Below are 22,035 nucleotides of genomic sequence, written 5' to 3'. Positions count from 1 at the left end.
AGGTAGAATTATGGAAGCTATTGATTTATTAAAAAAACATGATATTTCTATGACAACTTTACGAGTGGAAATCTTGCAAATTTTATCTCTTGCTAAAACCCCATTAAGTTATGATCAATTTAATCTCAAAGCAAATAAAACTAGCTTTTATAGAAATATGGAGCTTTTTGAAAAAAAGGGTATTGTTAATAAAAGTCAACTTGATCGCAAAAGTTTTTATGAATTAGCAGATCATGCTAAAGCACATTTTATATGCGATGTATGTCATGAGATTAGTGATGTAAAAATGCCTGAAATTAAAGGGATTATAAAAAGTGTTGTGATTAAAGGAATTTGCCAAAAATGTGAGAATGAATAATGAATTTATGGAATAAAAAAGCAAAAAGCTATGCAAGATATAGTTCTAACTTAAACGAAATTCAAAAAGTTACTTTTGCAAAACTTGGGTCTTTACAAGATAAAAGCGTGGTGGATATAGGTTGTGGAAGTGGTGTTTGGACTTTGCATTTAGCACAAAAAGCAAAAAGTGTTTTGGGTGTAGATAGCTCTAGTGCTATGCTTGAAATTTTACAAGAAGATGCAAAAACTCATGCTATATCAAATATAAAAACTTTAAATTTAGACTTTGAAAACTTTTATAAAAACAATAACACAAATTTTGATTTAGCCTTTTTGAGTATGTCTCCTGCTTTGCAAAATGAAAAAGACTATAAAGCTTTTTTAAACTTAGCTTCTAAAAAAGTGTATTTAGGCTGGGCGAGTAGGCGCAAAAGTAGCTTTTTAGATCCTATATTTGAGCATTTTAACACGCATTTTAAAGGTTTTTATGAAGAGGATTTACAAAGTTTTTTAAATGCGCAAAATATTTCTTATGAGAGTGAAATTTTTAATGAAACTAGAGTAGTAAAAAGAGATAAAGATAGTGCGATAGAAAATGCTTTATGGCATTTGAGTATGAATGGCATTAATGCAAACAAACAAGAGTTAGAAAGCTTTGTAAAAGATGAGGTAGAAGAGATTATAGAAGCTAAGATAAAACTTTTGATTATTGATTAAATTTCAAGGCTAAATAACCTTGAAATTTAAAGTTTTTCCCGCCATAAATGGCACCACATCGCCGTATTTTTGCGCTACTTGCCATTCTTGTTTTTCTAAAGTGATGATTTTATCTTTTTCAAATTTAAGATTATGGATTTTACAAGCATTATCTGAAATAAATTTTTGTAAATTTGCTTCATTTGAGTGTTTTTCAAAAAGTTCAGCTAATACAGGTAAAATCACCGGTGCGCTAAATACGCCAGCTGCACACCCGCAGCATTCTTTAGTATGCAAAGGATGAGGTGCGCTATCACTTCCAAACATAGCCTTTTCATAGCCGCTAAAAGCAAGCTCACATAAAGCGTCTTTATCTTCATAGCGTTTTGCAATAGGTTTGCAAAACAAATGTGGGTCCATCTTAGCACCTACTACATCATCAAGGGTTATCATTAAATGATGTAAAGTGATAGTTGCGTATAAATTTTCATAATCTTTTAATAAATCACACAAAACCTTAGTGGTAATATGTTCCATTACAATTTTTAATTTTGGAAAATTTTTAGTTAATTTTTCATAGATTTTAGCAAAATTTGCCTCTCTATCCATTACAAAATCATTTGTTTCTCCATGTACAAGTAAAGGCAGGCCAAGCTCACTCATAGCATTTAGTGTAGGTTTTAACTTTTCTATATCAAAGCTTGAAATTCCATTATCTGAATTTGTAGTTATGCCTGCAGGATAAAGTTTGATAGCAAAAATTTCATCCTTAGCTTTTTCTAAAAATTGCTCATCATAGTCTTTAAAAAATAAAGTCATCAAAGGCGTAAAATCTTCATTTTTACATGCTTTTAAAATGCGTTCTTTATAAGCTTTTAATGCGTTTATTTCAGTAAGCGGAGCGATTAAATTTGGCATGATAACTCCCGCTTTAAAGTCTTTTGCGCTAAATGGAGCTACAAGTTCAAGCATGCTTTCATCGCGTAAATGTAAATGCATATCCAAAGGGTTTTTAAGTGTCATTTTATCTCCTATTTGAGTTTATATAAGCCGTTTTTGAGCTTTTCAAGCAAAGCTTTTTCTTCTAAAAATTTAAAAGTAGAAATGATGGTTGGTTTGCTGATGTTTAACTTTTTAGAAAGTTCTTCGATATTTGCAAAGACAAAGCCATCTTCATTAGCATGAAGGGCTAAAAATTCTAAAATTTCAAAGCGTTTTTTACCAAAGATTTTTATGCATAGTGTTTTTACTTTATCATCCATTCTCTAGCCATATTAAAAAGAATAAAACTCCAAGTAATTATAGCCAAAACAACGCTAAAAAACACCCCAGCGCTCGCACAATCTTTTGCTTTTTTAGCTAAGATGTGAAATTCGCTCGTGTAAAGATCCACGCAAGCTTCTATAGCAGAATTTAATGCTTCTATAATTAAAATCAAAACTAATACTAAAATAAGCACAAAATGTTCTAAAAAACTCACAGGTAAAAAAAAGCTTACAAAAATCAAAGGTAAGATAATGGCAAATTCTATTCTAAAAGCCATTTCATCTTTAAGCAAGAATTTAATGCCACTAAAGGCATAACTTGCATTTTTAAATAAAGAATACTTTGGCTTCATTAAGGATTTTCCTTTAAATTTTTACTATATAAGTCATAGTTTTCTTCATATTCTTTAGTTTGGACATTAAAATATCCTAATAAACTTGAAAAAATATTATCTTGAGATAATTTATAATCTTTCTTTTTTTGTAATTCTTGGATTAAATTATTATCTTTGCTCCAAAGAATCATAGGAACATGAGTTTGCTCTTTTGGTGCTATGAAATAGGGCATTCCATGAAGGTAAATTCCATTTTCTCCTAAACTTTCTCCATGGTCTGATACATACAACAATGAGGCATTTTGTGCAGGACTTTGCTTTAATAAGTCAATAAGACTTTTGATGATAAAATCTGTATAAAGTAAAGTATTGTCATAGGTATTAGTTAATTCTTCTTGCGAGCATTGTTGTAATTCATTTGTATCGCAAGTTGGCGTAAATTTTTTAAACTCATTTGGATAGCGCTTAAAATAAGCTGGTCCATGAGAACCTTGCAAATGAACGACTATGATTTTACTTGAAGATGGATTTTGTAATTGTTCTTTTACAAGCTCAAGTAAACTCTCATCATAATCTTTTGAAATCAATTTATGTGCTATACGATCGCAGTTTCCTTTGCAACCTCCAGAATTATTTCCAAGCCAAACACTTTGAACTCCAACTCTTTGTAAAATATCTAAAGCATTTTCTTCATAAAGACTATTGTCAAAAGTAGCTCTTTTGTGTCTTGAAAATATACAAGGTAAACTTCTAGCAGTTGCTGTCCCGCAAGAGCTTACATTGTCAAAATATATTAAATTAGGTTCGTTTTTGGTGTAAAAATTAGTATCATTTTTGGTATAACTACCCAAAGAATAGTTATTTGCTCTAGCGGTTTCCCCTATGACTAAAATCATAGTTTTGTTTAAGTCTTTTTCCATTTTCGCATCTAAAGCTATCTTTTGAAGTTCTTTTTCTGGAATAACTTCTAATTTTATATATTTAATTGCTGAATAAATTTGATAAAAAGGAGTGTTATAAACTCTTACTTCATTATAAGTTCTTAAAAATGGTACAATACTTTTTGAAAAAATTCCAAGCAATCCAAAAGCAACAAATAAAGCAACAACTAAAGTGCCAAATTTAATGATTAAATGTTTTTTGATATTGTGATATTCTATTTTAGCTTTTATAACTAAAAATGCTGGAATCACAAAAGTAAAAAATATATAAACAAAAATATTAAAATTAATCAGATCGCGTACTTCTTTTTGATCAGTTTGCATAGCATTTCTAATCATATCATGATCTATAATAACACCATAATTGATCATAAAATAACTACTAATTGAACTCACACCTATTAAAAAAATCATTAAAATCTTGCTAAGATAAGGCAAAAATAATAAAGCGAAAATTCCAACTAATAGTGCAAAATATATAATTATATATAAAATAATGGAAATATCATTATTATGAGGATGTAAATTTTCGTGAATATAAGAAAACAATTTCAGATTGATACTAGTTATATAAAAAGCACTCAAAATAATAAATTTAAGCCACGATATATTAAAAAATTTCATGAAATCCTTTCAAAATTAAAGATTTAATTATAAATAAAAATGGTTAACTTAATATCTTTATGGTATGATTTTGCTTTTTGTAAGTTTAAGGATTAAATTATGAAATTATTATCATGGAATGTAAATGGCCTAAGGGCAATTTGTGATAAAAATGCACTTGATTGGATTGAAAAAGAAGAAATTGATTTTATAGGCTTTCAAGAAATCAAAGCACACGAGGATAAATTTCCAAAAAGAATTTATGAATATCCTTTTAAACATATGTATTCAAATAGTGCTAAAAGAGCAGGGTATTCAGGTGTAATGAGCTTGTGTAATTTTGATTGTGAAGTCAAAAAATGTGAGTTTTTTGATGATGATGAGGGTAGAGTTTTAGAGCATAGCTTTAAAAATGTAGTTTTGTTTAATATTTACTTTCCAAATGGTCAAAAAGATGAAGAGCGTTTGAATTTTAAAATGAAATTTTATAATGACTTTTTAGTGTATTTAGATAAACTTTTAAAAGAAGGTAAAGAAATTATCATCTGTGGAGATGTTAATACCGCACATCGTGAGATAGACTTAACCCACCCAAAAGCTAATGAAAAAACTTCAGGTTTTCTACCGATTGAGCGTGCTTGGATAGATGATTTATTAAAATTAGGTTTTATAGATACTTTTAGACATATAAATGGCGATGTTAAAGAAAAGTATTCGTGGTGGAGTTATAGAATGAAAGCAAGAGAAAGAAATGTAGGCTGGAGGATTGATTATTTTTTCATTTCTAATGGCTTAAAAGATAAGCTTAAAAATGCCTTCATAAGAGATGATATTTTTGGTTCAGATCATGCTCCTGTAGGGATAGAAATCGATATTTAAGGTATTTTTTAATGCCTTAAATAATTATTAAGTAAAAATTGTTATAATTTCATCTTAAAACTGCAAAATGGCCCATTCGTCTAGCGGTTAGGACATCGCCCTTTCACGGCGGTAACACGAGTTCGAGTCTCGTATGGGTCACCACTTACTATTTTATATCCACTTTTTTTGATAATCATTGTCATATTTTACAAAAAGTTACATTGTTTAATTTAAATATTTTTTATTTGCTTTCTCTTATTTAAATTAAGTTTATTTTAAAATACTTATTATTAATATATTGAAAGTTATTATTAATAATTTGTAAATTTTTACATTGACTTCACACTTGTTTTTTAAAATATACAAAAAGGAGGACAAAATGTATAGACCTAAAAGCAAAAATGAGTTAATGAATTTGGTGCATAATGAAAGAATTTCTCTAAGAGATATTGATGTATCTTTGATTGATGATTTTTCTTATGTATTTTATTATTCTAAAAGATTGGATTTTTTAGGTATTGAACATTGGGATGTATCAAATGCTAAAGATATGTCTTATATGTTTTATTGTTGCGAAAGTTTTAATGCAAATTTGTCACGCTGGAATGTTTCTAAAGTTGAAAATATGGCAAGTATGTTTTTTAACTGCAAAAATTTTAATCAAGATTTATCAAAATGGGATACTCAAAATTTAAAAGATATGTCTTATATGTTTTTTAATTGTGTTAATTTCAATCATTCTTTATTGCATTGGAAAACTTCAAATACTACTAGAATGGCACATTGTTTTGAAAACTGTCATGCGTATGAGCATAGTGTTGTGAATTGGGATGTGCAAAATGTAATTACTATGGCATATCTTTTTCACAATTGCAAAAATTTCCATCATGAGCTAGATGAGTGGAATATCCAAAAGGATTGTAATACTGAAAAAATGTTTGGAAATCGTGGTATTGATAAAATTTATACCGTAAAAGGTATAGAGTTAGAATAAACAAAATTCACACAATTTTTGTGTGAATTTTTCTTTTGTCTTTTTAAGTTTTTCATCAAGTTTTTGTACTAAACTTATCTTCATAAAGCGTTATTTTTTAGCTTCTAGAGATTATTTTTTAGGAAAATTTACATGAAAATAAAATTTATTACAAAAAGAGATAAAAGTCAAGTTGCATTTGATATTTTTAAAATTAAAAATGCTATTTTTAGAGCCAATATAAACTCTACTGATAAAAAATTAGAAAATGATGAATTAGGTAGGCTTTGTGATGAGGTTGTAGCTTTGCTTGATGAAAATCATGCACAGGTAGAACAAATTCAAGATAAAGTTGAAGAGGTTTTAATAAAAAATGCTTTAATCAATACTGCAAAATCTTATATATTATACCGCCAAAAAAGAACACAAATCCGCAATGGTAGCTATGATTTGCTAAATTTGTATGATGATTTAACCTTCAAAGATTCCAAAGAAGCTGATTTAAAAAGAGAAAATGCTAATATCAACTCAGATAGTGCTATGGGTATGATGTTAAAATATGGTTCAGAAGGAGCAAAATACTATGTAGATGAGTGTATTTTACCAAAACATATCGCAAATGCACATAAAAATGGCGATATACATATACACGATAAAGACTTTTATATGCTAACACAAACTTGTTGTCAAATAGACTTGTTAAAGCTTTTTGAAAATGGTTTTAGCACTGGACATGGAAGTTTGCGTGAGCCAAATGATATCAGATCTTATGCTTCTTTAGCTTGCATTGCTTTACAGGCTAATCAAAATGAAATGCATGGAGGTCAATCTATACCAAATTTTGATTTTGCTATGGCAAAGGGTGTGGCAAAGACTTTTCAAAAAGAGTATAAAAAGGCTATAAATGCTTTTTTTGAAATAAAATTAGAACAAAACCTAGACGAGCAATGCTTTAAAAATGCTAATTTTCAAGTTTCAAGCGAAAAAGAATGCTTTAAAGAGCTTTTAAAGCTTGATTTAAATAGTGATGAGAATTTTTTAAAACAAGCAAATGCTTATGCTTACAAAAGAGCATTAAAGCAAACCCAAGATGCGACTTTTCAAGCTATGGAAGCTTTGGTGCATAATCTTAATACTATGAACTCAAGAGCAGGAGCTCAAGTGCCTTTTAGCACGCTAAACTATGGTACTGATACTTCTTTTGAAGGGCAAATGGTAATAGAAAATTTACTCAAAGCCACGATGAAAGGCTTAGGAAATGGTGAAACACCAATTTTCCCTGTGCAAATTTTTAAAGTAAAAGAAGGTATTAATTATAATGAAAAAGATCCAAACTACAAGCTTTTTAAACTCGCTATAGAATGTGCTTCTAAAAGACTTTTTCCAAATTTTAGCTTTTTAGATGCAAGCTTTAATGCAAAATACTATAAAAAGGGTGATTATAATAGCGAAGTAGCTTATATGGGTTGTAGAACTAGGGTTATGGCAAATGTTTATGATGAGAGCAAAGAAATCACAAGTGGCAGGGGAAATTTAAGCTTTACAAGTATAAACCTTGTGCGTTTAGCCATAGAAGCCAAAGGAAATTTAGAGCTTTTTTACTCACTTTTAAAAGAAAAATTAGAGCTTGTGTATGAGCAATTACTTCATAGATATAAAATTCAAAGTTTAAAAAAGGTTAAAAATTTCCCATTTTTAATGGGCGAGGGAATTTGGATAGATTCAGATTCTTTAAAAGAAAATGATAGCGTAGAAAAAATCATAGCACACGGGACTTTGGCTATAGGTTATATAGGACTTTGTGAGAGTTTAATAGCTTTAGTAGGTTCTCATCATGGACAAAGTCAAGAAGCAAGGGATTTAGGTTTGCAAATCGTGCGTTTTATGCGTGAATTTGTCGATGAAAAATCACTCAAAGACAAACTGAATTTTTCACTCATAGCTACCCCAGCTGAGGGTTTAAGTGGAAGATTTTTAAAACTAGATCAAAAAAAATACGGCATTTTAAAAGGCATAACCGATAAAGATTTTTATACTAATTCTTTCCATATTCCTGTAGATTTTCCTATTAGTATATATGAAAAAATTCAAATAGAAGCCCCATATCATGAGCTAAATAATGGTGGGCATATTACTTATGTAGAATTAAACGGTGATGTGAGTAAAAACTTAGAAAGTTTTGAACGCATTGTAAAATGTATGAAAGAAAGCAATATAGGCTATGGCTCGATTAATTTCCCGTTAGATAGGGATCCAGTGTGTGGTTATAGTGGTGTGATAGATGAGTTTTGTCCAAAGTGCCATAGAAAAGAAGATGATATTAAATTTGAACGCATAAGAAGAATCACAGGCTATTTAGTAGGAACGCTTGATCGTTTTAATGACGCTAAAAAAGCTGAAGTTCATGCAAGAATTAAACACGATTTTTCTTAGATTAGCCGGTGTCATAAAAGAATCCATAGTCGATGGCTATGGTTTGCGTTACGTGATTTTTACTCAAGGCTGCCCTCATCATTGCAAAGGTTGTCATAATCCACAAACACATGATTTTAACAAAGGATATTTGCAAGATTTAGCAAGTTTGTATGATGATATTTGTAAAAATCCTTTGCTCCAAGGTGTTACTTTTAGTGGCGGGGAGCCTTTTATACAAGCAAAAAATTTAAGTATTCTAGCAAAACACATTAAGGCTTTAGGGCTTGATCTTACTATATATACAGGTTTTACTTATGAAGAGCTATTGCAAGAGCAAGCTATGAAAGAATTGCTTATCTTGGCTGATGTTTTGATAGATGGGAAGTTTATTTTAGAGCAAAAAGACTTATCTTTAAAATTTAAAGGTAGTAAAAACCAACGCATTATCGATGTAGCAAAAAGCTTAGAACAAGGCAAAGTAATACTTTTTGAAAAATAAAGACTCATTTAGTCTTTTTTAACTTAACTATGTTAGAATGCTATAAAATTTAAAAAAAGGAGAACAATATGTTTGAATTAAGAAAACTACCTTATGAAGCAGACGCTTTTGGAGACTTTTTGAGTGCAGAAACTTTTGCATTTCATCATGGCAAACACCATCAAACTTATGTAAACAACCTAAACAATCTTATTAAAGATACTGAATTTGCAGGAAAAGATTTAGTTTATATCATACAAAACTCAAATGGCGGAATTTTTAACAACGCTGCTCAAGTGTATAATCATGACTTTTATTTTGACTGCATTAAGCCAAAAACATGCTGTGGCTGTGGCTGTTCTTTAAGTGATGAGTTTAAAGCAGCAGTTGAAAAAGACTTTGGTTCTATGGAAAATTTAAAAGAAGAATTTATCAAAGGCGCTACAGGAGTATTTGGTTCTGGTTGGTTTTGGCTAGTTTATAACACTCAAAATCAAAAATTAGAATTAGTAGCTACAAGCAATGCTGCTACACCTATCACTGAAGGTAAAGTTCCACTTTTAGTGGTTGATGTGTGGGAGCATGCTTACTATGTAGATCACCGTAATGCACGCCCTGCGTATTTAGACAAATTCTACGCACACATTAACTGGGAATTTGTAGCAAAAGCTTATGAATGGGCTATCAAAGAAGGTATGAATTCAGTAAGCTTTTATGCAAATGAACTTCATCCTATAAAATAAAAAAGTCTCTTATTTTTAAGAGGCTTTTTTTAATCAAAGCTAAATTATCTTAAGAATAACAACAATAAAAATATCCTAATTTACACAAATAATTAACAAAAGCACTATCATATTTAAAAAATATTAATAATTATTTTTTATCATTACAAAAAAATTTTAATAAATCAAGGAGTTTTAATGTCTTATTTTATGGGGGGGGGTATGCGAAAATAATCCCACTTTAAAATCATCTTATTTAAACAATAATCTTTCTTTTGTTAAAAAAACTTTCTTATCTTTAGCGACTATATCTTTTTTGGTAACCTGTGCTAATGCTAGTATAGTAACTATAAATGATCAAAATTCTAATAGTAGTGTTAAAAACACTAAAGCCAAACAAGTAAAAAATTCAAAAAATATTAGTGGTGGTGGCTGTAATGGTGATACTTGTACTATTAATAGTAGTCAAAATGGTCCGGTTACCATAGGTTCTGATGGAACCTTGGTGATTGAAGAAAGCGGTGGTATTACTACAACTAGTGATTTTGGTGTTAATGTTAATGCTAATGCTAATGCTATAGATAACAAAGGTACTATTAGTGGTAGCAATGGTATTAATATTGGACAAAATTCTAGTATTGATAGTATAAAAAACTCTGGTAGTATAACAGGTACTACTTGGAATGGTATTGATCTTCAAACTGGCTCTAGTGTCGGTACAATAGAAAATACTGGAACTATAATTGGTGGCAATCAAGATGGTATACAATTAAAAGATAACTCCAAAGTAGACGCTATTATTAATAAAGGGTATATTAATAAAATTGGCGTAAGCGGGACTATTACTCATTTAGATAATCAAGGAAATATTGAAGGTATGGGTAGTTATGGTGCAATAACTTTAAGTTCAAGTGCAAAAATAGAAACTTTAACTAATTCCGGAACTATTAGTGGAGCTAGAGGTGTATTTTTATGGAAAGGAGATATTGGAACTATAAACAATTCTGGTAATATAATTTCTACGGAGACTGATATTGGGGGTGCAGGAATTAAGCTAGAAGGTGGTGGTAAAATAGAAAATATCACCAATACTGGCACCATAAAAGCAGAAAACGATGGAATTTCTGTATCTTATGGTTCTTTTGGAACCTTAAATATTAAAGATGGTGGTGTAATAGATGCTAGAAATTATGGCATATTTGTAAATCAATGGCAAAAATTAGGATATTTATATGTTGATAATGGTAGCATTTATGGAGGAGAAAGTGGTGTTTTCTTAGGTACAGGTTCTACTACAAGCGATATATCTATAAAAAATGGTGGCGTGGTATATGGTGGTGATTATGGGATGTATTTTGATCACGCATATTTAAATCAAAACACAACTATAGCTGGAGAAAATTCTGCAATACATGGTGGAATTGCTGGAATTTATTTAAGCAGAGGATCTGCTTTAAAAGGAACTATAGAGGTTAAAGAGAAAGGTATGATCTCAGGTGGTGAGAATGGATTTGGTATTATAAATGCTGATAATGCTAATATAGGCGGATCTATTTTAATCAGTAGTGGCGGTGTGGTTACTGGTATTTTAAATAAAGATAATGCTAAGATTACCGGAACTATAAAAGTGGATGGAGAAGGCTCTTCTATAGTAGGTGGTATAATAAATCAAGATAATGGTAAAATAGAGGGTTTTATAGAGGTTAATAATAAAGGACAGATAGATAGTATCATCAATGCTGGAAGTGGAGAGATTAGTGGTAGTGTAAAAGTAGATAATCACTCTAAAGTTGAGAATATTATCAATGGTGCTTTGGCAAGTTCTTTTTATAATAATGGAGTTTCTACTGGTAAAATTTCAGGAGATGTTAGCGTTGATAATGGAAGTATAGTTGGAAGCATCATCAATGCTGGGCAAGGAGAGATTACTGGTGGTATTAAAGTTGATAATAGTAGCGAAGTTACTAATATTTCTAATTCTGGTAATGGGCTTATTAGCAGTAATGTTAGCGTTGATAATGGCTCAAAAGTAGGTAATATCATTAATGATGATTATGGAAAAATTACAGGGGATGTATCTATAGGTAAAGATTCTTCTGTAGATAAGATTATCAATAGTGGTCATGGTAATATAGGTGGAGATATTACAAACAATGGTAATTTAGGCTCAATTAACAATAGTGGTTCTATCAGCGGTTCTATTGAGAATAACAACGGTGATTTAGAAATCAAAAATGATGGAGATTTGGGAGGTTCTATCACTGTAGGTAGTGGCGGTGGTAATACTTCTATTTCAAATGGTTCCAATGGTAATATCGGCGGTGGTATAGTTAATAATGGTAATAATGATGTTAATATAGATAACCAAGGTACAGTTAAACCTGATAAAGATGGTAATCACATTACTAATAATGGTAATGGTAATGTAAATGTAGGAGATTGGATAGTAAAACCAAATGAAGATGGTAGCTTTGATGGAGCTATTAATGTAGGTGGAAATGGAAGTGGTTCTACAAATATAGATAATATCACAGTAGATACTTCAGATCCAAATTTTGATGCAAGCAAACCTATCAATCCTGACAATATAGTTAATAATACTGGTAGTGGTGGTAACATAGGAGTAGGTAATGTTGGTTCAAACAATGATTTATTAAATCTAGTATATGATCCAATTTCAGGAACTTATAAAACCTTAGCAGATGTAAGTGCTGGAGTGGGTTCGGTTATGGCTCAAACAATAATTAACACTTATATGATGAGATCATTCTTCCTTGATACTGTTTTAGATGATGCATCAAGAATGGCTTACAAACATGCAAGAATACACAATAATCATAAAACAAATAAAGACTTAGTAGGTTTTGATACAGATGAGCATTATCACGGCTTTGTATTGCCTTATTTTTCATCTAATAGCATTAAGCTTTTAGGAACAAATGATTATTCTAAAGGACATACCAAAGGTATAGTGGCTGGCTTTCATACTTTAAAAGATATAGGTATGCTAGGAGCTTATGTAGGAACCGAAGAGGCTAATATGGATACTAAAGATTATTTCTCTTTAAAAATGCAAACAGTGTATGCTGGTTTGAAGTATTCTAATATTTTATTAGAAGATGAGATAAAAGAAGCCTTTTTTAAATTCCATACCAAAGCAGCATATACCAAAAATGATGTGCAAAAATTTGTTGATAAAGGAAAAAGAGAGGCTAATGGTAATACAGATACCTATGGTTATGGAGCAAGTATTGGAACTGGTATGAATTTTTATTTAGATGGGGCAGATAATATAATTACTCCTGAGGTGTCTTTAAACTATGAAGGTGGTTTCACAAAAGCTTTCAGCATGCATGGAGATGGAGCATTAAATCATGAAAGATATTATAAGAGTGAATTAAATCTATTTTCAAGTACGGCATCTCTTAAATGGCTTAATAAATGGCATCCGCAAATTAGCACTTCATTTGAAGCAGGTGCAAGAATTAATTTTAATCCTGAAGTAGAATCAAGAGTAAATTTTGCAAACTTAAAAGCAAGCGAAACCTTAGATTTGCCAAGAACTTATCAATATGCCAGTGCGTCTTTGATTTTTTCTTTGGCAGAAGATTTAGAAATGTCATTTAATTATAATGGAACTTTTGCAAATAATTCTCATTCGCATACGGGATTTTTACAGTTTGACTTTATATTTTAATAATGATTAACTAAGCCTTTTAAGGCTTAGTGTTTAATTAATTGCCCAGAGTTTGCTTAAAACAGATTATAAAATGACAAAATAAAAATTTAAAAAAGCACAATTGGTACAATAAAGTTAAGAATGCGCCAATGTTGAATATAAAAACTATAAAAGTTTTTAGTATTATAAATAATTTAAAAACAATAAACTCCTTATTAAATACACTCTATCACATTAAGCTTATTTTTAAGCTCAATGTGATTTATTAGCAAACTCTAGGGAGTTAATTACTCTAAAACAACCCCTTCATTTAGCACAACTTCGCCTATTACATAAGCATCTGAGTTCTCTAAAACTTTTCCTACATTAGATGGATCTACCACCATAACTAAGCCCACACCCATGTTAAAGCTTCTATACATTTCAGCTTCTTCTACGCTTTGGCCTATTTGATAAAAAATTTCAGGAGTTTTTAGATGATGTTTTCTAATAATAGCACCTATTCCTCTTGGGAAAACTCTAGGTAAATTCTCTACCAAACCACCACCTGTTATATGAGCTAGTGCATTGATGAAGGGTTTTAATTTTAAAAAGTCTTTTACATAAATTCTTGTAGGTTCAAGTAAAATATCGATTAAATTTTTACCATCTATTTTATCATCAAATTTAAGCTTTTGTGCTTCAAATAATACTTTTCTAGCTAAAGAATATCCATTAGAATGAAGCCCACTACTAGGCAAAGCTAGTAAAATATCTCCATTTTTTACAAAATTTCTTCTATCTATTTCATCTTTTTCAGCCATGCCCACTGAAAAACCTGCTAAGTCAAAGTCATTGTTATGATACATTCCAGGCATTTCAGCAGTTTCTCCGCCTATTAAGGCACAATTTGCTTTTTTACAACCATTAGCAATCCCCGCTACAACCTTTTTAGCTACTTCTACATCTAACTTTGCACTTGCATAATAGTCTAGAAAAAACAAAGGTGTAGCAAAATTGCAAATTAAATCATTCACGCACATTGCTACTAAATCTTCGCCTATTGTGTCAAATTTTTGACTATCAATAGCAAGACGCAACTTTGTGCCTACCCCATCTGTTGCTGCTAGCATGACAGGATTTTTAAAACCACTTGGCATGGCAAAAGCGCCTGAAAAAGAACCTATGCCACCTAAAACATTTTCATTAAAAGTTTCTTTTACTAAAGGCTTAATTGCTTCTACAAAAGTATTACCATTGTCTATACTTACGCCAGCATCTTCATAGCTTATATTCATTTATCTTCCTTTAAGAATTTAAAAGGTATTTTAACTAAAAATATTTTAAGGTTAAATTATGCAAAATGCTTATTTTGTGACTTCAAGTATAGCAGGTGGAAAGTCAAGCTTTATAAAAATAGTTCAAAATTTGGGTTTTGATACTTTAAGTGCAGATGTGATAGCTCATGAGCTTTTAAATGAAAATGCTAATTCTATAGCTAAGCTTTTTGATAATGATGATTTACTTATAGCAGGAAAAATAGATAGAAAAAAGCTTGGTGCTATTGTATTTAATGATTTAAACGCCAAAAAAAAGTTAGAAGGTTTTTTACATCCTAAAATCAAAGAAGAAATTTTACAAAAAGCACTAATTTTAGATAAAAAAAACAAGGCTTTTTTTATAGAATTGCCTTTATTTTTTGAAAATAATCATTATCAAGATCTAGGAAAAAGTATATTGATTTATGCTCCAAAAGAAATTTTATTAAAAAGATTAATGCAAAGAGATAATTTAGATGAAAATGAAGCCTTAAAAAGAATTAATTTGCAACTTGATATAGAAGAAAAACTAAAAAAAGCAGATTTTGTGATAAAAAATATTTCAAGTTATGAAAAATTTGAAGAAAATGTGCTAAATTTTTTAAAACATACTTTAAAGGTTAAAAATGAAATTTTATAAATATTGTGCAAGCGGAAATGATTTTGTAGTATTTGCAGATGGTGAAAAAAAAGATCGTAGTGAGTTAGCTAGAATTCTTTGTAATCGTTATGAGGGCATAGGTGCTGATGGACTTATAGTAGTTGTGCCTCATGATAGATATGATTTTGAATGGGAATTTTATAATTGCGATGGTAGTAAAGCAAATATGTGTGGTAATGGATCGCGTGCAGCAGCTCATTTTGCTCATCATTATCTAAAAAAATCACAATATTTAAATTTTTTAACTGGAGCAGGACTTATAAAATCATTTGTTGATGATGACATGGTAGAGATTAAATTAAGTGGAGTGAAGGATATTAAAGAAGCTTTTAAACATAAAGATAGAATTTGGCAAGGATGTAATACAGGTGTGCCACATATGGTGACTTTTGTTGATGATTTAAATGAATTTGATGTAAATTTATGTAAAGAAGTGCGTAAAAAATATAATGCAAATGTTAATTTTGCTAAAATAGAAAATGAAGAATTTATAAGAGTTAGAACCTATGAACGCGGGGTAGAAGATGAGACTTTAGCTTGTGGTACAGGTATGGGAGCTTGTTTTTATCTTGCTTATTTAAATCAAAAAGTTAAAGATGATATTTTAGTAAAGCCAAAAAGCAAAGAAAATTTATATTTTAGATTAGAGGATGATCAAATATTTTTCAGAGGAAAGGTAAAATGCTGTTTTGAAGCTGATTATAATTTTACTTAGTAGTTTTTTATTTTTAAAAGCTGAATTTATAGCAGGTTTTGATAAATATTATTATGCTTTAAGTATAAAAGAAAAGCGTGAAGTTTTTATCAAAAAAATCAATGCTTTGTTAGATGTTTCTTTCAAAGAAATTGAAAATGAAAAAGAATTTATAGATATTTTTTTTGAGGAAGCTTTAAAGAGTAATTTTAGAAAACTAAATTCTAATGCTGTGCAAAAACTATGGTTTTTAAAAGAAAAATATCGCGTTAAAAATTTATACGATCACAAGGAATACCAACTGCGTATCCAAAAAGTTCCAAAATCTTTAGCCATAGCTCAAGCAATTATTGAAAGCGCAACTGGTACAAGTCGTTTTGCTAAAGAAGCAAATAATTTATTTGGAGAATGGACTTGGGGTGAAAAAGATTTAATTCCAAAAGAAAGAAGTGAAGGTAAAACTCATAAAATTCGTATATTTGATACCTTGCAAGAAAGCGTGGATTCATACTTGCTAAATTTAAATCGTCATGATGCTTATAAGGAATTTAGAGCTTGGCGGTGGGATGCTATAAATCAAAATGAAAAACTTGATGGCAAAGAAGCGGCAAGTCATTTGGAAAAATACTCAGAGATCAAAAGTAATTATACTAAGCTTATTATTTCTATCATAAATCAACATAAGCTTGATGAGTTAGATTAATTTCCTAAAGCCCACTCATCAAAAGGCAAAATCATCACGCGCACCCCTTCAATGAAAAACTCATCTCTTTGTGAAAGCGTGATGATATAAATAGTCGAAAGTGCGAGTTGATTTTTACTAAGTATTTTTTTGACTTTTAAACTAAGTAAATCTTTATCTTTAAAGGGCGAGCATAAAAATGCATTTTTAAGACTTGGTAAGTAAAAATCAAAATATTTGGTATAAAAAATTTCTTGTTCAAATTTAAACAACTCGCTTAAAATCAAATTTTCAAACAAAGCACTAAAGTCTTTTTGTATGCTTAGAGAATTTTTTAGTGAAAAGTCCCAAAAATATACTTTTTTTAAATTCTTTTCAAGATTTTTTACAAAATACAAAGTGTAGTTTGATTCTAGTTTTTCTATGCTTTTATATAAGGTATCTTTGGAAATTTTTATAGTATTTTTTAGTGTTTTTAATAGCTCATTAACGCTAAATTCATTCCCGAGTTCTAAGGCAATTTGTTTGAGTATGGTAAGCTCTAATGGAGTGTAAAAACTTCTTAAGTATGATGAGTTTGTGTTAAAGTTGTGATTTAAAATCACATTGCGTCCTGTATGTAAAAAATAACTTACCATGGTTTTAGTGTCAGCGTATTTTTTGTTTAAGCTTAAAAATTCTTCAAAGTCTAAATAATCTAAATGAAGTTCTTCAAAATAATCTAAATGAAAATTGCTATCACAAACGCTTATTATGATTTGCAAATTAAGGTGTTTTAAACTGGCAAAGTCAAAATCATGAGCAAAGTTGCAAAGTGCTAAAAATTTAATCTGTGGATTATAGGTTAAAAACGAATTTAAATTTACCAAAACACTTGCTTGAAATTTCAAATCATCACAATCAATAAAAAGTATATTTTCACTTTTGTACAAAGATAAAAAATTTAAAATTAAATTTTTCTTACCACTTGCAAAACCACCTTTTATAATGATGTTTTTATGGGTTTGAATTTGAATTTTTCTTTCATCAAATTTTTGAAATTTTGGGTAATTATCGTAAAAAAATTGTAGTGATTTCATAAATTTCTTTGTAATTAATGGTGGAGCATAGCGGGTTCGAACCGCTGACCCCAACGCTGCCAGCGTTGTGCTCTCCCAGCTGAGCTAATGCCCCTTTAGATTTTGAAATCATACTATATTTTTTCTTAGATTTTCTTAATGTATAAAAAATCTTATAAATTTTATAAAATTTAATTTTTATCCTTTTTAAAAGGAAAATAATCAAAAAAAATGCATAAATTTCTTGACATAGCAAAGGCTCTTTTTATATAATCTCAACATCATTTTATATGGTGGTTAGATTCTTATGGGTCTAACGAGTTCTTTACAAAGGAAAAAATATGGAAAGAATCAGGCTTAAGCTAAAAGCTTATGACCACAGAGTTCTAGATCGCACAGTTGCAGCAATTGTAGAAGCTGTTAAAAGAACAGGTGCTGACATCAGAGGTCCAGTGCCAATGCCTACAAAAATCAAAAGATACACAGTTTTGAAATCTCCACACATCAATAAAGATTCACGCGAACAATTTGAGATGAGAATTCATGCTCGTATGCTTGATATTGTAGCAGCTACTCCAGATACAGTAGATTCACTCACTAAGCTTGACTTGGCTCCAGAGGTCAATGTTGAAGTAAGAGCTATGGGTAAATAAGGATAGAATATGGAATACATTGTAGAAAAAATTGGTATGAGTAGAACAATCAGCACACCAAGCATTCCTGTAACCTTACTTAAACTTGTTCAAACTAAAGTATGTGAAGTAGAAAATGGAAAAGCTTTGGTTGCTTATGTAAAAGGCAAAGCAAATAATAAATGCATTGCGGGTCAGCAAAAAAAATACAATCTTTCAGCTGAATATAATAGATTTGCTTCTTTAGAAGTAGCAAACACAGAAGCAGGTGATATTGATCTTAATCCTTTAAAAGAAGCTTCTATCTTAAAAGTAAGCTTTAATTCTAAAGGTAGAGGTTATAGTGGGGTTGTTAAAAGACACGGATTTGCCGGAGGTCCTGCAAGTCACGGTTCAAGATTCCACAGACGCCACGGATCAATCGGTAACCGCGAATGGCCAGGTCGTGTTCAACCAGGTATGAAAATGGCAGGTCATTATGGTAATGTAAAAGTTACTGTTAAAAATGAAGTAGTTTCATTTGATGAAGAAAATGGCATCTTAGTAGTAAAAGGTGCGGTACCAGGATTTAATGGTGCTATGGGTAAAATAAGGATTGCAAAATGAGTAAAGTAACTGTTTTAAATGATAAATTTGAAAAAGCTAGTGAACTCGATCTTCCAGCAAAATACGCAGAAGTTAATCCTCACAACCTTTATTTATATGTAAAATCTTATCTTGCTAGCCTTAGAGCAAACACAGCTCATACTAAAGGTAGAAGCGATGTAAGCGGTGGTGGTAAAAAACCATGGAGACAAAAAGGTCGTGGTGGTGCAAGAGCAGGTTCAACAAGAACGAATGTTTGGGTTGGTGGTGCTGTAGCATTTGGCCCTACAAACAATCGTAATTATTTCCAAAAAGTTAATAAAAAACAAAAACGCTTAGCGCTTGAAAGAGCATTGGCTGATAAAGCACAAAACAATGCATTATTCTCAGTAGATAGTTTAAGCATTGAAAGCGGTAAAACAAAAGATGCAAATGCAGTTATTAAAAAGCTTGGTTTAAAAGATGCTTTAATTGTAAAAGATTTACTAGATGAAAAAACACTTCTTGCTTTTAGAAACTTAGCAAATTGCTATGTAGTTGATATTAGCGAAGTAAATGCTTATTTAGTATCTGTATTTAATGCTGTTATCATTGAAAAAGCAGCGCTTGAATCTATCGTAAAAGAGGGTTAAAATGGCAGATATTACTGATATAAAAACAATACTTTACACTGAAAAAAGCTTAAACCTTCAAGAGCAAGGTGTTGTAGTTATTCAAACTTCTCCAAAAATGACTAAAAATGGTTTAAAAGAAGTTTTAAGAGAATATTTTGGTGTAACTCCAGTAAGAATTAATTCTTTAAAAATGGATGGAAAAGTAAAGCGTTTTAGAGGTCGTGAAGGTCAAAGAAATAGCTTTAAAAAATTCTATGTTAAGCTACCAGAAGGTGTGAGCTTAGAAAGTTCGGAGGCATAAGATGGCAATTAAAACTTATAAACCATATACTCCAAGTAGAAGATACATCACAGGTGTAAGCTCTGATGATATCACAGCAAAAGCTAGTGTGCGTTCATTACTTGTAAAACTTCCAGCTCATGCAGGTCGTAACAATAATGGTAGAATCACAAGCCGTCATAAAGAAGCAGGTGCTAAAAAACTTTACAGAATTATAGATTTTAAAAGAAGAAAATTTGGTATTGAAGGTAAAGTTGAAGCAATCGAGTATGATCCATACAGAAATTGTCGTATTGCATTAATCTCTTATAGAGATGGTGAAAAAAGATACATCTTACAACCAAAAGGTTTAAGCGTTGGTGATGTTATTTGTGCTGCTGAAAGCGGACTTGACATTAAACCAGGTAATGCAATGAAATTAAGAAACATCCCAGTGGGTACTATCGTACACAATATCGAGTTAAAACCGGGCAAAGGCGGACAAATGATCCGTTCAGCGGGTGCTTATGCTCAATTAATGGGTAAAGAAGAAAAATATGTTATCTTAAGACTTGCAAGTGGTGAAATGAGACAAGTTTTAGCTGAATGTATGGCAAGTATCGGTGAAGTTGGTAATGAAGAATGGTCAAATGTGACTATCGGTAAAGCAGGAAGAAACCGCCATAGAGGTATTCGTCCTCAAACAAGAGGTTCTGCGATGAACCCAGTTGATCACCCGCACGGTGGGGGTGAAGGTAAGAAAAATTCAGGCCGTCATCCAGTTACTCCATGGGGTAAACCAACTAAAGGTGCTAAAACTCGCCGTAAAAAAGCTAGCGATAAGCTAATAATTTCAAGAAGAAAAGGAAAGTAAGATGGCTAGGTCACTAAAAAAAGGTCCTTTTGTTGATGACCATGTAATGAAAAAAGTCATCGCTGCTAAAAAAGCTAACGATGGTAAGCCAATTAAAACTTGGTCAAGACGCAGCACTATTATACCTGATATGATAGGTTTAACTTTTAATGTTCATAATGGAAAAAGCTTTATCCCAGTATATATTACTGAAAATCATATCGGTTACAAATTAGGTGAATTTGCACCTACTAGAACATTTAAGGGTCATAAAGGCTCTGTTCAGAAAAAAATAGGTAAGTAAGGGAGATTTATGAGTAGAGCGTTAATTAAATTCATAAGATTATCTCCAACTAAAGCGAGATTGATTGCTAGAGAAGTTCAAGGTATGAATGCAGAGCTTGCATTAGCTAGTTTGAAATTTATGCCAAATAAAGGTGCTAAATTTATAGCAAATGCTATTTCAAGTGCTGTAGCAAATGGCGGATTTGAAGCAAATGAAGTTGTTGTTTCAAGTTGTCGTGTTGATGCTGGTGCGGTTTTAAAAAGATTTAGACCAAGAGCTAGAGGAAGTGCTAGTCGTATTAGAAAGCCAACTTCACACATTTTGGTAGAAGTTAGTAAAGTAGAAGCAAGTGCTGAAAAAACTACAAAAGCTAAAAAAGCATCAGTGAAAAAGGAAAGCTAATATGGGACAAAAAGTAAATCCGATTGGTTTAAGACTAGGAATTAATAGAAATTGGGAATCAAGATGGTTTCCTACAAAAGCTAATTTAGCAGAAAATATTGGTGAAGATTATAAAATCAGAACATTTTTAAAAAGAAAACTTTATTATGCAGGAATTAGCCAAATTCTTGTAGAAAGAACAGCGAAAAAATTAAGAGTAACTGTTGTAGCTGCAAGACCAGGGATTATTATTGGTAAAAAAGGTAGTGATGTTGATATTTTAAGAAAAGAACTTCAAGATTTAATCAAAAAAGAAGTTAATATCAATATCAAAGAAGAAAGAAAAGCAGGTGCTTCAGCTCAGCTTGCAGCTGAAAGTGTTGCTACTCAACTTGAAAAAAGAATTGCTTTTAGAAGAGCAATGAAAAAAGTAATTCAAGGAGCGCAAAAAGCAGGTGCTAAAGGGATTAAAGTTTCAGTTTCAGGCCGTTTAGGTGGTGCTGAAATGGCAAGAACTGAATGGTACCTAGAAGGTCGTGTTCCACTTCACACTTTAAGAGCAAAAATCGATTATGGTTTTGCAGAAGCACATACTACTTATGGAAATATAGGTATTAAAGTGTGGATCTTCAAAGGTGAAGTTTTACAAAAGGGTGTTCAACCTGAAAAAACCGAAGAAAACGCTCCAGCTAAAAAAACTAGAAGAGCAAGAAGAGGTAAATAAT

25 protein-coding genes and 2 tRNA genes are annotated in these 22,035 nt (G+C 30.9%); 20 read left to right on the top strand and 7 right to left on the bottom strand.

The window, feature by feature from the left end; translation table 11 throughout:
- Nucleotides 1–10 precede the first annotated feature (10 nt).
- Together L8W40_RS01680 and L8W40_RS01675 are read left to right on the top strand one after the other, a co-directional pair.
- Nucleotides 11–358, top strand: coding sequence for a Fur family transcriptional regulator (locus tag L8W40_RS01680; protein ID WP_220566989.1), 348 nt, complete (start codon nucleotides 11–13; stop codon nucleotides 356–358).
- Nucleotides 358–1,056: a class I SAM-dependent methyltransferase gene (locus L8W40_RS01675; protein WP_263664511.1), complete on the top strand. Its 699-nt coding sequence runs from the start codon at nucleotides 358–360 to the stop codon at nucleotides 1,054–1,056. The genes L8W40_RS01680 and L8W40_RS01675 overlap by 1 nt, the downstream gene beginning before the upstream one ends.
- A gap of 9 nt (nucleotides 1,057–1,065) precedes the next feature.
- Here L8W40_RS01675 and pyrC read toward each other — a convergent pair whose 3' ends face one another.
- The 4 genes from pyrC to L8W40_RS01655 are packed head-to-tail and all read right to left on the bottom strand — an operon-like array spanning nucleotide 1,066 to nucleotide 4,200.
- Nucleotides 1,066–2,058, bottom strand: a complete 993-nt coding sequence (gene pyrC, locus L8W40_RS01670; RefSeq protein WP_263664510.1) for a dihydroorotase — start codon at nucleotides 2,056–2,058, stop codon at nucleotides 1,066–1,068.
- Between the two features lie 8 nt (nucleotides 2,059–2,066).
- Nucleotides 2,067–2,297 carry a helix-turn-helix domain-containing protein gene (locus L8W40_RS01665; protein ID WP_012660796.1) on the bottom strand — a complete coding sequence of 77 codons (231 nt, stop codon included), beginning with the start codon at nucleotides 2,295–2,297 and terminating at the stop codon, nucleotides 2,067–2,069.
- The gene (locus L8W40_RS01660) at nucleotides 2,282–2,653 is read right to left on the bottom strand and encodes a diacylglycerol kinase (RefSeq protein WP_263660393.1); all 372 of its coding nucleotides are present in this window, start codon (nucleotides 2,651–2,653) and stop codon (nucleotides 2,282–2,284) included. The genes L8W40_RS01665 and L8W40_RS01660 overlap by 16 nt, the downstream gene beginning before the upstream one ends.
- Complete coding sequence (locus tag L8W40_RS01655; RefSeq protein ID WP_263664509.1) at nucleotides 2,653–4,200, bottom strand: phosphoethanolamine transferase; 1,548 nt, start codon at nucleotides 4,198–4,200, stop codon at nucleotides 2,653–2,655. Before L8W40_RS01655 ends, L8W40_RS01660 begins: the two co-directional genes overlap by 1 nt.
- 99 nt (nucleotides 4,201–4,299) lie before the next feature.
- Between L8W40_RS01655 and L8W40_RS01650 the strand changes: the two genes are divergently transcribed.
- The 7 genes from L8W40_RS01650 (at nucleotide 4,300) to L8W40_RS01620 (ending at nucleotide 13,325) form a co-directional block, all read left to right on the top strand.
- Nucleotides 4,300–5,058: an exodeoxyribonuclease III gene (locus L8W40_RS01650; RefSeq protein WP_039617114.1), complete on the top strand. Its 759-nt coding sequence runs from the start codon at nucleotides 4,300–4,302 to the stop codon at nucleotides 5,056–5,058.
- A 69-nt stretch (nucleotides 5,059–5,127) separates the two neighbouring features.
- A tRNA-Glu gene (locus tag L8W40_RS01645) sits at nucleotides 5,128–5,202 on the top strand.
- 217 nt (nucleotides 5,203–5,419) lie between these two features.
- On the top strand, nucleotides 5,420–6,034 hold the full coding sequence (locus L8W40_RS01640) for a BspA family leucine-rich repeat surface protein (protein WP_263664508.1): 615 nt from the start codon (nucleotides 5,420–5,422) through the stop codon (nucleotides 6,032–6,034).
- 132 nt (nucleotides 6,035–6,166) lie between these two features.
- A complete protein-coding gene (locus tag L8W40_RS01635) occupies nucleotides 6,167–8,446 on the top strand; it encodes an anaerobic ribonucleoside triphosphate reductase (RefSeq protein WP_263664507.1) in 2,280 nt (759 codons plus the stop codon).
- A complete protein-coding gene (gene nrdG / locus L8W40_RS01630) occupies nucleotides 8,418–8,927 on the top strand; it encodes an anaerobic ribonucleoside-triphosphate reductase activating protein (protein WP_263664506.1) in 510 nt (169 codons plus the stop codon). Before L8W40_RS01635 ends, nrdG begins: the two co-directional genes overlap by 29 nt.
- A 68-nt stretch (nucleotides 8,928–8,995) precedes the next feature.
- Complete coding sequence (gene sodB / locus L8W40_RS01625) at nucleotides 8,996–9,649, top strand: superoxide dismutase [Fe] (RefSeq protein WP_263664505.1); 654 nt, start codon at nucleotides 8,996–8,998, stop codon at nucleotides 9,647–9,649.
- A gap of 295 nt (nucleotides 9,650–9,944) precedes the next feature.
- Nucleotides 9,945–13,325, top strand: a complete 3,381-nt coding sequence (locus L8W40_RS01620; RefSeq protein WP_263664504.1) for an autotransporter outer membrane beta-barrel domain-containing protein — start codon at nucleotides 9,945–9,947, stop codon at nucleotides 13,323–13,325.
- 269 nt (nucleotides 13,326–13,594) lie between these two features.
- On the opposite strand, the gene purM is transcribed toward L8W40_RS01620, so the two are convergent.
- Complete coding sequence (gene purM, locus L8W40_RS01615; protein ID WP_263664503.1) at nucleotides 13,595–14,584, bottom strand: phosphoribosylformylglycinamidine cyclo-ligase; 990 nt, start codon at nucleotides 14,582–14,584, stop codon at nucleotides 13,595–13,597.
- Between the two features lie 58 nt (nucleotides 14,585–14,642).
- On the opposite strand from purM, the gene coaE reads away from it, so the two are divergent.
- From coaE to L8W40_RS01600, 3 genes are read left to right on the top strand one after another with little or no spacing between them, the layout of a single operon-like run.
- Nucleotides 14,643–15,245, top strand: coding sequence for a dephospho-CoA kinase (gene coaE / locus L8W40_RS01610; RefSeq protein ID WP_220566998.1), 603 nt, complete (start codon nucleotides 14,643–14,645; stop codon nucleotides 15,243–15,245).
- Entirely contained in the window at nucleotides 15,232–15,981 is a 750-nt protein-coding gene (dapF, locus tag L8W40_RS01605; protein WP_133319131.1) for a diaminopimelate epimerase, read from the top strand. Before coaE ends, dapF begins: the two co-directional genes overlap by 14 nt.
- Entirely contained in the window at nucleotides 15,956–16,663 is a 708-nt protein-coding gene (locus tag L8W40_RS01600) for a glucosaminidase domain-containing protein (protein ID WP_263664502.1), read from the top strand. Before dapF ends, L8W40_RS01600 begins: the two co-directional genes overlap by 26 nt.
- On the opposite strand, the gene L8W40_RS01595 is transcribed toward L8W40_RS01600, so the two are convergent.
- Both L8W40_RS01595 and L8W40_RS01590 read right to left on the bottom strand, forming a co-directional pair.
- The gene (locus tag L8W40_RS01595; protein ID WP_263664501.1) at nucleotides 16,660–17,721 is read right to left on the bottom strand and encodes an ATP-binding protein; all 1,062 of its coding nucleotides are present in this window, start codon (nucleotides 17,719–17,721) and stop codon (nucleotides 16,660–16,662) included. The genes L8W40_RS01600 and L8W40_RS01595 overlap by 4 nt on opposite strands.
- 18 nt (nucleotides 17,722–17,739) lie before the next feature.
- Nucleotides 17,740–17,815, bottom strand: a tRNA-Ala gene (locus L8W40_RS01590).
- 226 nt (nucleotides 17,816–18,041) lie between these two features.
- Between L8W40_RS01590 and rpsJ the strand changes: the two genes are divergently transcribed.
- Genes rpsJ through rpsC form a run of 8 tightly spaced genes read left to right on the top strand, consistent with a single transcriptional unit; the run spans nucleotide 18,042 to nucleotide 22,034 of the window.
- On the top strand, nucleotides 18,042–18,353 hold the full coding sequence (rpsJ, locus tag L8W40_RS01585) for a 30S ribosomal protein S10 (protein ID WP_012660810.1): 312 nt from the start codon (nucleotides 18,042–18,044) through the stop codon (nucleotides 18,351–18,353).
- Between the two features lie 9 nt (nucleotides 18,354–18,362).
- Entirely contained in the window at nucleotides 18,363–18,938 is a 576-nt protein-coding gene (gene rplC / locus L8W40_RS01580) for a 50S ribosomal protein L3 (protein ID WP_012660811.1), read from the top strand.
- Complete coding sequence (rplD, locus tag L8W40_RS01575; protein ID WP_039617137.1) at nucleotides 18,935–19,549, top strand: 50S ribosomal protein L4; 615 nt, start codon at nucleotides 18,935–18,937, stop codon at nucleotides 19,547–19,549. Before rplC ends, rplD begins: the two co-directional genes overlap by 4 nt.
- A 1-nt stretch (nucleotide 19,550) precedes the next feature.
- The gene (locus L8W40_RS01570; protein WP_039617139.1) at nucleotides 19,551–19,832 is read left to right on the top strand and encodes a 50S ribosomal protein L23; all 282 of its coding nucleotides are present in this window, start codon (nucleotides 19,551–19,553) and stop codon (nucleotides 19,830–19,832) included.
- Between the two features lies 1 nt (nucleotide 19,833).
- A complete protein-coding gene (rplB, locus tag L8W40_RS01565) occupies nucleotides 19,834–20,664 on the top strand; it encodes a 50S ribosomal protein L2 (protein WP_039625087.1) in 831 nt (276 codons plus the stop codon).
- A gap of 1 nt (nucleotide 20,665) precedes the next feature.
- Nucleotides 20,666–20,947: a 30S ribosomal protein S19 gene (rpsS, locus tag L8W40_RS01560; protein WP_039664929.1), complete on the top strand. Its 282-nt coding sequence runs from the start codon at nucleotides 20,666–20,668 to the stop codon at nucleotides 20,945–20,947.
- Between the two features lie 9 nt (nucleotides 20,948–20,956).
- Entirely contained in the window at nucleotides 20,957–21,331 is a 375-nt protein-coding gene (gene rplV, locus L8W40_RS01555; protein ID WP_039617143.1) for a 50S ribosomal protein L22, read from the top strand.
- 1 nt (nucleotide 21,332) lies between these two features.
- Nucleotides 21,333–22,034: a 30S ribosomal protein S3 gene (gene rpsC, locus L8W40_RS01550; RefSeq protein WP_039617145.1), complete on the top strand. Its 702-nt coding sequence runs from the start codon at nucleotides 21,333–21,335 to the stop codon at nucleotides 22,032–22,034.
- Nucleotide 22,035: the final 1 nt, after the last annotated feature.

Source organism: Campylobacter sp. IFREMER_LSEM_CL1846 (assembly GCF_025772105.1).
GTDB classification, from domain to species: Bacteria; Campylobacterota; Campylobacteria; order Campylobacterales; family Campylobacteraceae; genus Campylobacter_D; species Campylobacter_D lari_D.
This window is presented reverse-complemented; position numbering and strand designations above follow the sequence as displayed.